Source organism: Stenotrophomonas sp. SPM, assembly GCF_003105135.1.
Classification (GTDB): Bacteria; Pseudomonadota; Gammaproteobacteria; order Xanthomonadales; family Xanthomonadaceae; genus Stenotrophomonas.
The window spans coordinates 1-10329 of the sequence record NZ_QETL01000125.1; the positions used below are offsets into that span (position 1 = coordinate 1).

Genomic DNA, 10329 nt, shown 5'->3' on the forward strand with positions numbered 1-10329 from the left:
GGTGCGGCCGGTGCCGTTGCCGGGGCGGCCACGCGCGGGGCCGGGGCCGGGGCACGCGGGGCGACCGCGGTCTCGGCTTCGTCCACCACGAAGATCGACACGGCCTCGCTCAGGTGGCCTGCCTGCTCTTCCATCGCACGGGCGGCAGCGGTGGCTTCTTCCACCAGCGCGGCATTCTGCTGGGTGGTTTCGTCCATCTGCACCACGGTCTGGTTGACCTGCTCGATGCCGGCGGACTGTTCCTGCGAAGCTGCGGAGATCTCGGCCATGATGTCGGTCACGCGCTGCACCGAGGCCACGATCTCGCCCATGGTCGCGCCGGCCTTGTGAACCAGTGCCGAGCCATCGTTGACCTTGCCGACCGAATCGTCGATCAGGCCCTTGATCTCCTTCGCTGCAGCGGCCGAGCGCTGTGCCAGTGTGCGCACTTCGCTGGCGACCACGGCGAAGCCGCGTCCCTGCTCACCTGCACGCGCGGCTTCCACCGCAGCGTTCAGCGCCAGGATGTTGGTCTGGAAGGCGATGCCGTCGATGACCGAGATGATCTCGGCGATCTTCTTCGACGACGCCTGGATGGCCGACATGGTGGTGACCACCTGGCCGACCACGTCGCCGCCCTGCGAAGCGACGCCGTGCGCACCGATGGCCAGCTGGTTGGCCTGGCGGGCGTGCTCGGCGTTCTGGCGAACGGTCGAGGTCAGCTCCTCCATCGAGGCGGCGGTTTCTTCGAGGTTGGCGGCCTGCTGCTCGGTGCGGCGCGACAGGTCGCTGTTGCCCGAGGCGATCTCGCCAGCGGCCGAGCTGATCGCGCGGCTGGACTGCTTGATGCGGGTGACGATCTCGCTCAGCTGCGCGGCGGTGGCATTGGCATCGTCACGCATGCGAGCGAACACGCCCTGGTAATCGCCGTGCATGCGCACGGTCAGGTCACCCTGCGACAGGGCTGCCAGCAGGCCGGAGATCTGCTCGATGCTGCCGGCGTTGGCGTCCAGCAGGCCGTTGATCTGCTGGGCCAGCTGCAGGAAGAAGCCTTCCTTGCCGTTGGCATCGATGCGGCCGGACAGGTCGCCGGCGGCAGCCTGGGCGATGACGCGGGCCACTTCGGCTTCGACCTGCGCTTCCTGGGTGCGGTCGCGCCATTCCACCACGTAGCCGACGGTCTCACCGGCTTCGTTGCGGATGGTCGAGGCCACCTGGGCGAACTGCGCATCGCCGTACTGCATCGGGCGGCGGGCGACGCCGTGGGCCTTCAGGTTGGCCACCAGGCTGGTGTCCATCTCGCCACGGTGTTCCAGCACGGTCACCGGCTTGCCGACCAGCGACGCCTGGGCGTCGAAGTCCGGCAGGTCGCGGCGCACGTCATCCTGGTACTGGGCCAGGGTCTGCTGCAGGGCGCGGTTGCTGTAGACGATGGTGTTGTTCGGGTCGGTCAGGTACACGCCGGTGGAGCTGTAGTCCAGCGCGGTACGGATGCGCAGGTTCTCGCGGGCGACGGCGGCATCGGTCTCGATGCGCTCGCGCAGGTCGCGCTGCATGCGCTGCATGGCCTGCATCAGTTCGCCCACTTCATCCTGGCGGCTGACATCGATATGGCCGTCGAGCTTGCCACCGGCGACGTCGTTGGCAACCGAGACGGCGCCACGCACGCTGCCGACCAGTGCACGGGCGAACAGCCACACCAGCACCAGTCCCAGCGCGGCGCCGCCGAAGAGGGCAATCACCATCAGCGTGGCCGATGCGGCGTAAGTGGAGGACGCCTCGTCGCGCGATGCGCGCGCCAGGCGATTGTCTTCGGCGATCAGTGACTCCAGGGCCGCCGTCGCCTTGTTGTGCTTTGTGCGTGTTTCGCCGACGAAGGTGTCGATGGCATCGTCCGGCAGGTCCAGCTCCAGCATTTCGGTAACGCTGTCATACGACGCCAGGGCTGCTTTCCAGTCCGCGGCGAAGGCATCAAAGAGCTTTTTCTGCTGCGCGTTGTCGATCATCTTCGGGTAATCGACCACCGCCTTGTCCATGCGTGCACGCACGTCCTTGGCGCGGTTGCGCGCGTCGGTCTTGACGTCGTCGCTGGCGCGGATCAGTTGCTGGTAGGCGGCGTTACGGTATTCACCCACCATGCCACGCATTTCGCCGGCCATGCGGATGCTCTCCATCCGCGATCCCGCCAGCTCCGTGGTGACGTTGTTCAGCGAATGCAGACCGCGATAGGCGACGATGCCCTGCAGCAGCATCACCAGCAGGATGACACCGAACGTCAGCAACAGTTTCGGCATCAGTTTGAGGTTGTTGATCCACGACATGGGCGTTGTGATCTCCTAAGGCAGACGCGCCCGGGCGTCCGGCCCGGTTGCAGCAGACCACGCCGGCAGCAGCCGGCGTGGTGACGGACAGCGGATTACTTGATGTTGGCCAGCTTCAGGCTTGCCGGCGAGCTGACTTCGATTTCAGCGCGCGAGGCATCGCGCTGGATCTTGCCCAGCACGCAGACGGTCTTGCCTTCCAGGCTTTCCAGCGGGAAGTTGAACTTGCTGCGGTTCTCGCCGGCGATGCGGGCCGAGAAGGTGTGGCGCGGGAAGGCGCCGCCCATGTACAGGAAGGTCGGCTGGCCTTCGGACCCTTCCGCGAAGCGGGCCTTCTCGACCTTGCCGCAGACCATGCCGTCCTTGCCGACCGAGCGCGGCGCCATTTCCGGCGGGATCATGTCGGCCGACTGTGCGATGGCGGAAGAAGCAGTGGTGGCCAGGGCAGCGGCCGAAACGAACGCAAGCAGGGACTTCATCGGGGTGATTCTCCGGGGATTGTGATGGTCGATCCGGTACTGCGCGCTCCTGCGCGACCGGGTTCCTGTCCCCCTATCGGCATGGCCGCGGGGAACTGAAGGGCTCGGTTACAGAAACGTGAGGGAAGTCCGTCGGCTCACGCAGCGGCGTCTTCGACCAGGCTGGCCTGGCCCATGTCGGCGCTGTCCAGCAGGGTTTCGATGTCCAGCAGGATCAGCATGCGGTCGTCCTGCGTGCCGATACCGGAAATGAAGCGGGTATCGACGGCGGCGCCGAACTCCGGGGTGGGGCGGATCTGATCGCCCGACAGCGGGATCACGTCGGACACGCTGTCGACGACGATGCCGACCACGCGGTTATCCACGTTCAGCACGATCATCACAGTAAAGGCGTCGTAGGTCGCGTTTTCCAGGCGCAGCTTCAAGCGCAGGTCGATGACCGGAACGATGGTGCCGCGCAGGTTGATGACGCCCTTGATGTAGTCCGGTGCGTCCGGCACGCGGGTGACCGCGTCGTAACCGCGGATTTCCTGCACCTTGAGGATGTCCACGCCGTAGTGCTCGGCGCCGAGGGTGAAGCTGAGGAATTCGCCACCGGCGCTGGCGGTGGAGCTGGTCTTGTCGTTCATCGAGGGTCCTGGTCTGCCGGAAGTCCCGGTGTCAGCCTCGATATCGGCCCCGTGGGTGGGGACTTTAGGTGGGTAGGTGCGCCACCCACGCATGGCCCGGCGCTACCTCTTACATCTCGCCGTTCTGGCGCGCCTTGCGTTGGCGGTCGATGCGGAAGATGTAACGCTGGATGGCGCTGTCGCCTCCGCGCGGCAGGTCGTCGAACCGCATGCCGATGCGCTTGACCTCGATGCCGTTGGGTTGCCGCTGCGGCAGCATGTTGCAGACCACCAGGGAAATCTGCAGGTCCGGGCCATCGGGCATCGACAGCACGGCGTTGTAGCGCTTCTGCAGGCTGAACACCGCGCAGTCGCTGGGCACGGTGACGGCCAGGCCGCCGCCGCTGATGTCGACCACGCGCATCGACAGCGCTTCGCTGCCCACTTCACCGGCGGGCAGGGACAGCTGCGGCGAGTCGGTGATGGGGGTCTCCAGGCGGTACAGTTCGCGCCGCTGCAGGTGTACCAGTTCTTCGGGCAGGGGTGCGCGGAAAGCCACGTGGCCCTCGTTGTCCACCCGCTGCAGGTCGTGCAGACGGAAGCGCACCAGCACCCGTTCCAGCTGGGCGAAGCAGAGCAGGTGATCGGCGTCTTCGGCGGCGCGGTTGGAGGCTTCCTGCGGGCTGCCATCGAGCAGCAGGAAATCGTCGTCCTCGTCCAGGTCCAGCAGGGCGGTCGGGAAGGAGCGATCACGGCCGTCGATGTGGGCGTTGATCAGCGAACGCTGGTCGATCAGCGAACGCAGCAGCTGGCGCAGCTGGCGGGGATTGCGCACCAGGAAGCGTTCGTCGTCGGCGTCGGCCGCGTGGGCATCGTGCTGGTCGTTGTCGTGGCCGTCGGACATGGAATCTTGATTCTGGGGCGGGGGCCGACACGCGCGGGCGCGTGGCTTGAAGGAAGTATCGGCCAAGGTCGGCAATTATGAAGTGTGAAATGCATCACTTTCCATGGACGGTGCCGCCGCCTTGATGCGGGTCCGGTCATGCTGCAACCGGACCCGCTGTGGCTCAGAACTCCTGCCAGTCGCCGTCACCGGCCAGCGCAGGCTGCGCCACCGGCTTGCGGGCCCGCGACGGGGCCGGGGTGGCAACTGCCGTGGGCTTGCGCGCCACCGGGGCTGCGGCAATGGCGCGCGGTGCGGGAGCGCTCAGGCCGGGAGTGGCCAAGCGGAAGCGGGCAACGGCTTCGCCCAGCTGCGCAGCCTGGTCTTCCATCGCCCTTGCGGCGGCCGTGGCTTCTTCCACCAGCGCGGCGTTCTGCTGGGTGGTTTCGTCCATCTGCACCACGGTCTGGTTGACCTGTTCGATGCCAGCCGACTGCTCCTGCGAGGCAGCGGAGATCTCGGCCATGATGTCGGTGACGCGCTGCACCGAGGCGACGATCTCGCCCATGGTGCTGCCGGCCTGGTGCACCAGGCTGGAGCCTTCGGCGACCTTGCCGACCGAATCATCGATCAGGCCCTTGATTTCCTTCGCGGCGGCGGCCGAGCGCTGGGCGAGGGTACGCACTTCGCTGGCGACCACGGCGAAGCCGCGACCCTGTTCACCGGCACGCGCCGCTTCCACCGCGGCATTCAGCGCCAGGATGTTGGTCTGGAAGGCGATGCCGTCGATGACGGAGATGATTTCGGCGATCTTCTTCGAGGAGGCTTCGATGGCCGACATGGTGACGACCACCTGCCCGACCACTTCGCCGCCCTGCGAAGCGACGCCGTGTGCACCGATGGCCAGCTGGTTGGCCTGGCGGGCGTGCTCGGCGTTCTGCTTCACGGTGGAGGTGAGTTCCTCCATCGATGCCGCGGTCTCTTCCAGATTGGCGGCCTGCTGTTCGGTACGGCGCGACAGGTCGCTGTTGCCTGAAGCGATCTCGCCGGCGGCCAGGGTGATGCTGCCAGCGCTGGCCTGGATTTGGCCGACGATCTGGGTCAGCTGGCTGACGGTGGTATTGGCATCATCGCGCATGCGGGCGAACACGCCGTGGAACTGGCCATCCATGCGTGCGGTGAGGTCGCCCTCGGCGATGGCCTGCAGCAGCTGCGAGAGCTGGCCCAGGTTGCCGTCGGCCACCTGCATCATCGAGTTCAGCTGCTCGATCATCACCTTGAAGTCATGGTCGAAGCAATCGGCGTCACCGCGCTGGCTGAAGTCACCGGCGGCCGCAGCGTTGGCCAACTGCTGGATTTGCGTGTTGATGGCCAGCAGGCTGGCCTTGGCGGCATCCATCGATTCGTGCAGGATGGCGCGGCTGCCCGGCAGGCGCCGTGCGTCCGGGGCCAGGTTGCCGACGGCGTACTGGTTGAGTACATCGATGGCATCAACGATTGCATCCAGGTGTTCGAAGATGACCGTATTGATCCCGCCGGCCAGCTGGCCGTAGACGCCGGGGAAATCCTCGGGAATGCGATGGCTGATGTCCGGACCGGCATGCATCTGCGCCATCAGCTGGGTCTGCTCGGAGAAGCGGCGCAGCATGGCGGTCATCTCGCTGGTCGCGGCGAGCATGCGACCGGCTTCATCCTGGCTGGTGGCCTGGGTGCTGACGCTGAGATCGCCGCGAGCGACGGCCTGGATGGCGGTAAGCGCCTTTCCAAGCGGGCCGGTGACCGCGCGCGAGATGACCACGGCCAGCGCGGCTGCGAGCAGGGACAGCAGTACCACGCAGCTGACCACGGCGATGATGCTGTTGCGGTGGGTGGCGTTGGCGCCCTCGATCTTGCCCTGCATCTGCTTGCTGAGGAATCCGCTCAGCGCCTTCAGGTCATCGAACGCCTTGCGCCGTGCCGGCCGAGATTGCTCGTCGGAAATCTGCTGGGCCAGCGCGGCGTCGCCGGTGTTCACTGCTTCACGCAGCCTGGCATTGGCAGCGAGATAGGCATCTACGTCGGCTTTCACCGGCGTGAACAGCGCACGCTCGGCGTCACTGGCTGGAATGGCGGCGTACGCCGCCAACTCATCGCGTACTGTCTGCGCGGTGTCATCCATTCGCTTGTTGTAGTCGGCAACCCGGTCAGGCTGGTCCAGCATGGTCAGCAGGGCCATCTCGTAAGTGCGGAACTCGCCCAGCAGCGAGCGCGCCTCGCCCAGGTGCTGCAGCGAGGGCATGTCATTGGTCGCCATCGAGCCCAGCTGTGCATTGGCTTCGGAGAGGCGCAGCAGCGCAAACACGCCCAGGACCACCGTCATCAGGGTGGTCAAAGTGAAACCCAGCGCCAGCTTGCGGGCGATGGGCAGATCGTGGAACCACTTCATGAAATGCTCCAGGTGACAGTGGAGCCGCGCGCGGGCGGCCTTGGAAGGGGCAATGCGTAACGGCGTGGCTGGGCGTCTTGATAGTGACCGCCGTCACAGACAGATAGCGGCGTCAGATCACGGGACTTTAAGATCAATGTCACAGTCACTCGCCCGGCAAGCCGATGTGGAAAGCGTTGCAGCGCCATGGCCCTGGCCCGGACAGCTGGTTTCAGGTGCAACCGCCGGCACGACCAATGTCACACAATGTGGTCAGCGCGATTGAAGCGCGCGCAAACGAAAACCGCCGCCCCTGCGGGCGGCGTTTCGGGTACAACGCGGTGCGGTGGGTCAGGCGGCCTGCGGCACGCGCAGCGAGCGCACCAGGCCACCGATGTCGACGATCAGGGCGACGCGGCCGTCGCCGAGGATGGTGGCACCGGACACCCCGCCGATGCGGCGGTAGTTGTTCTCGATGTTCTTCACCACCACCTGCTGCTGGCCGACCAGTTCGTCTACTTCCAGGGCGATCTTCTGGCCATCGCCCTCGACCACCACCACCAGCGATTCGCTGTTGGCGCGGCGGGCGCCGTAGCCGTAGTACTCGCTCAGCGAGAGGATCGGCAGGTACTCGCCACGCACGCGCAGCACGCGGCCTTCGCCGGCCATGCTGCGGATGTCCTCGGGCTGCGGCTGCAGGGCTTCCAGCACGTAGGCCAGCGGCAGGATCAGGGTTTCACCGGCCACCGCCACCGTCATGCCGTCGAGGATGGCCAGGGTCAGTGGCAGGCGGATCAGCGTGCGCGTCCCGCTGCCCAGGCTGCTTTCAATCTGCACTTCACCACCCAGTGCCTGGATGTTGCGGCGGACCACGTCCATGCCCACGCCTCGGCCGGACAGATCGGTCACCGCATCGGCCGTGGAGAAGCCGGGCTGGAAGATCAGGTCCCAGACCTGCGAATCGGTCGGGTTGTCCGGTACGGCCAGGCCGCGTTCGTGCGCCTTGGCCAGGATCTTGTCGCGGTTCAGGCCGCGGCCGTCGTCGCTGACTTCGATGACGATGTGGCCGCCCTGGTGTGAAGCGGCCAGGGTGATCGTACCGGTCTCGTCCTTGCCTGCGTCACGACGCACGTCCGGCATTTCCAGGCCGTGGTCGATCGAGTTGCGGACCAGATGGACCAGCGGGTCGGCGATCTTTTCGATCAGGCCCTTGTCCAGTTCGGTGCCTTCGCCGACGGTGCGCAGGCGCACCTGCTTGCCGAGGCGGGTCGAGAGGTCGCGGACCAGGCGCGGGAAGCGGCGGAACACCGCATCGACCGGCAGCATGCGCACGCCGATCACCGCTTCCTGCAGATCGCGGGTATTGCGTTCAAGCTGGTCCAGGCCGGCGAACAGGCTTTCGGCATGCACCGGGTCCAGTGCGTGCGAGACCTGCTTGAGCATGGCCTGGGTGATGACCAGTTCGCCGACCAGGTTGATCAGTGCGTCGACCTTGTCCACGCTGACGCGGATCGAGGTTTCCGCTTCCTGTGCGCCGCCACTGGCGGCCGGTGCGGCGGGGGCGGCTGCAGCCACCGGTGCAGCGGGGGTGGAAGGGGCAACAACGGGGGCCTGGGTGGCCAGGCTCGGCGGCGCAGCCGGACGGATGTCCAGTTCGCAGTCGTCCAGCACCCAGGCAAAGGTGTCTTCGATCTTGCTGCGCGGCACCTTGCCGACCAGGCCCAGGTCCCACGCCAAGTGGGCTTCGAGCGGGTCGAGCTGGGCGAAGCCGGGCAGGCGCTCCATGCGCGCGGCGACCTGCAGCGAACCCAGGTGTTCCAGTTCGCGAATGATGCGCAGCGGGTCGTTGCCGCTCATGAACAGCGACGGCGCCGGGGTGAAGCCGATCTGCCAGGCTTCGGGCGTGTCGTCGATCTTGGCTTCGGCAGCGGCCGGAGCGCTGGCGGCGGCCTGGCCGGACAGCACGGCTTCCAGTCGCGCCTTCACCGCGGCGACGGCGGCCGGATCAGCGGCCTGGCCGTGCTCGGCTTCGCGCAGCAGGGCGCGCAGCACGTCCACCGAGGACAGCATCGCGTCCACCGCGGCCGGTTCCAGCGCACGCTTGCCGGCACGCAGCTCATCCAGCAGCGTTTCCAGAACGTGGGTCAGGCCGGCGATCGCATCGAAACCGAAGGTGCCGGCGCCACCCTTGATGGAGTGGGCGGCGCGGAACACCGAATTGATGATCTCCGCGTCCTGTTGCCCCGATTCCAGGGCCAGCAGGCCGGCCTCCATTGCGTCGAGGCCTTCGCGGCTCTCCTCGAAGAAGGTGGCGTGGAAGCGTTGCAGGTCCATGCTCATGGCAGAGGCAATCCGGAAACGTGGGGTAGGGGCGGTTCAGGGGTGCCGGGCGATCAGCCCAGCACCTTCTGCACGGTGGCGACCAGCTGTTCGGGGTTGAACGGCTTGACCAGCCAGCCGGTGGCACCGGCGGCCTTGCCTTCGGACTTCTTGTCCGCAGCCGACTCGGTGGTCAGCATCAGCATCGGGGTGAACTTGTAGTCCGGCAGCTGGCGCAGCTCGCGGATCAGGCTGATGCCATCCATGTTCGGCATGTTGACGTCGGTGACCACCGCGTTGAAACGCTGGCCCTTGGCGCGACCGAGCGCGACCGCGCCGTCTTCGGCTTCTTCGACGGCAAAACCGGCCGAGGTGAGGGCGAAGGAAACCATCTGGCGCATCGACGCCGAATCGTCCACCACCAAGATACGTGCGCTCATGCAGCGTTCTCCACAGATTTCAGGTTGTCATGGGGTACGTCCAGGCCCAGGGCCTGGGTGACGCCCAACAGGCGGGCGGCGTCACGGAAGGTTGCAGTGCAGCCGTGGAAGCCGGTGCCCAGGCCCGCCTCGCGGCGCGCCTGCACGAACGCACACAGCACCTGCACGCTGGCCGTGTGGATGCGACCGACCTGGCTTGCGTCCAGGGTCAGTTCGCCTGCTTCCGCCACGAGGGGCGAAAGGCGGTTCTTGAGCTCGGTGCTGTTCTCGATGCCGAGATCGTCACCCAGTTCGACAGTGCTCATCGTTGCTCCGGACAAACGGTTCCGAGATCCATAACGGCACCCGGCAGGGGTTCTTTAGGGTTGAATCGACGCGCTCAGCCCAACAACCGGGTCGCATCGAGCAGGATCATCGGCCGCTGGCTGATGCGGGCCACGCCGCGGAAGAGCTCGTTGGAGATCTGGCAGATGCGGGCGGTATCGGGTGGCTCGATCTGCGAATCGGTGAGGCTGGCCACGTCCTCGACCGCGGACACGCGCAGGCCGAGGGTTTCACCGTTCTCTTCCAGCACCACGATGCGGGTCTGCGCATCGTCCTCGGCGGTGGCCGCGCCCAGGTGGATGCCCAGGTCCATCACCGGCACCACCTGGCCACGCAGGTTCATGATGCCGAGCATGGCCGGCGCCGTGCCGCGCAGCGGCAGCAGCGGCACGGGCAGCACCACTTCCTGCACCTTCAGCAGTTCCAGTGCATAGGCCTGGGTGCCACAGCGCAGGCGCAGCCAGCGCGAGGTGCGTTCGGCGGCGCGGCGGTTGTGCGGGTTGGCGCCATGCGGCGGCTGGTGGGCCTGCGCCTGCAGTTCCTGCCAGCTGCCGGGGCGGATGCCGGGCGGC

At 66.7% G+C, this 10329-nt stretch carries 9 protein-coding genes; all 9 read right to left on the bottom strand.

The annotated features are described in order from the left end of the window. Positions 1–2300, bottom strand: a 2300-nt coding sequence (locus DCO49_RS17870) for a methyl-accepting chemotaxis protein (RefSeq protein WP_116865142.1), incomplete at its 3' end; no start/stop codon positions are given. A gap of 95 nt (positions 2301–2395) precedes the next feature. Continuing rightward, positions 2396–2779 (bottom strand): hypothetical protein, encoded by a 384-nt coding sequence (locus tag DCO49_RS17875; RefSeq protein WP_116865143.1) that lies wholly within the window; start codon positions 2777–2779, stop codon positions 2396–2398. Positions 2780–2916: 137 nt separating this feature from the next. Beyond that, the gene (locus DCO49_RS17880; protein WP_116865144.1) at positions 2917–3408 is read right to left on the bottom strand and encodes a chemotaxis protein CheW; all 492 of its coding nucleotides are present in this window, start codon (positions 3406–3408) and stop codon (positions 2917–2919) included. 109 nt (positions 3409–3517) lie between these two features. Continuing rightward, complete coding sequence (locus DCO49_RS17885) at positions 3518–4291, bottom strand: flagellar brake protein (protein WP_116865145.1); 774 nt, start codon at positions 4289–4291, stop codon at positions 3518–3520. A gap of 163 nt (positions 4292–4454) precedes the next feature. Next, positions 4455–6695 carry a methyl-accepting chemotaxis protein gene (locus DCO49_RS17890; protein ID WP_116865146.1) on the bottom strand — a complete coding sequence of 747 codons (2241 nt, stop codon included), beginning with the start codon at positions 6693–6695 and terminating at the stop codon, positions 4455–4457. 330 nt (positions 6696–7025) lie between these two features. Continuing rightward, a complete protein-coding gene (locus DCO49_RS17895) occupies positions 7026–9014 on the bottom strand; it encodes a chemotaxis protein CheA (RefSeq protein WP_116865147.1) in 1989 nt (662 codons plus the stop codon). 53 nt (positions 9015–9067) lie between these two features. Next, positions 9068–9433 carry a response regulator gene (locus DCO49_RS17900; protein WP_070207889.1) on the bottom strand — a complete coding sequence of 122 codons (366 nt, stop codon included), beginning with the start codon at positions 9431–9433 and terminating at the stop codon, positions 9068–9070. Further along, positions 9430–9738 (bottom strand): STAS domain-containing protein, encoded by a 309-nt coding sequence (locus DCO49_RS17905; protein ID WP_079221799.1) that lies wholly within the window; start codon positions 9736–9738, stop codon positions 9430–9432. Before DCO49_RS17905 ends, DCO49_RS17900 begins: the two co-directional genes overlap by 4 nt. 74 nt (positions 9739–9812) lie before the next feature. Further along, positions 9813–10329: chemotaxis protein CheW (locus DCO49_RS17910; protein ID WP_243402773.1), on the bottom strand; the 517-nt coding region annotated here is incomplete at its 5' end.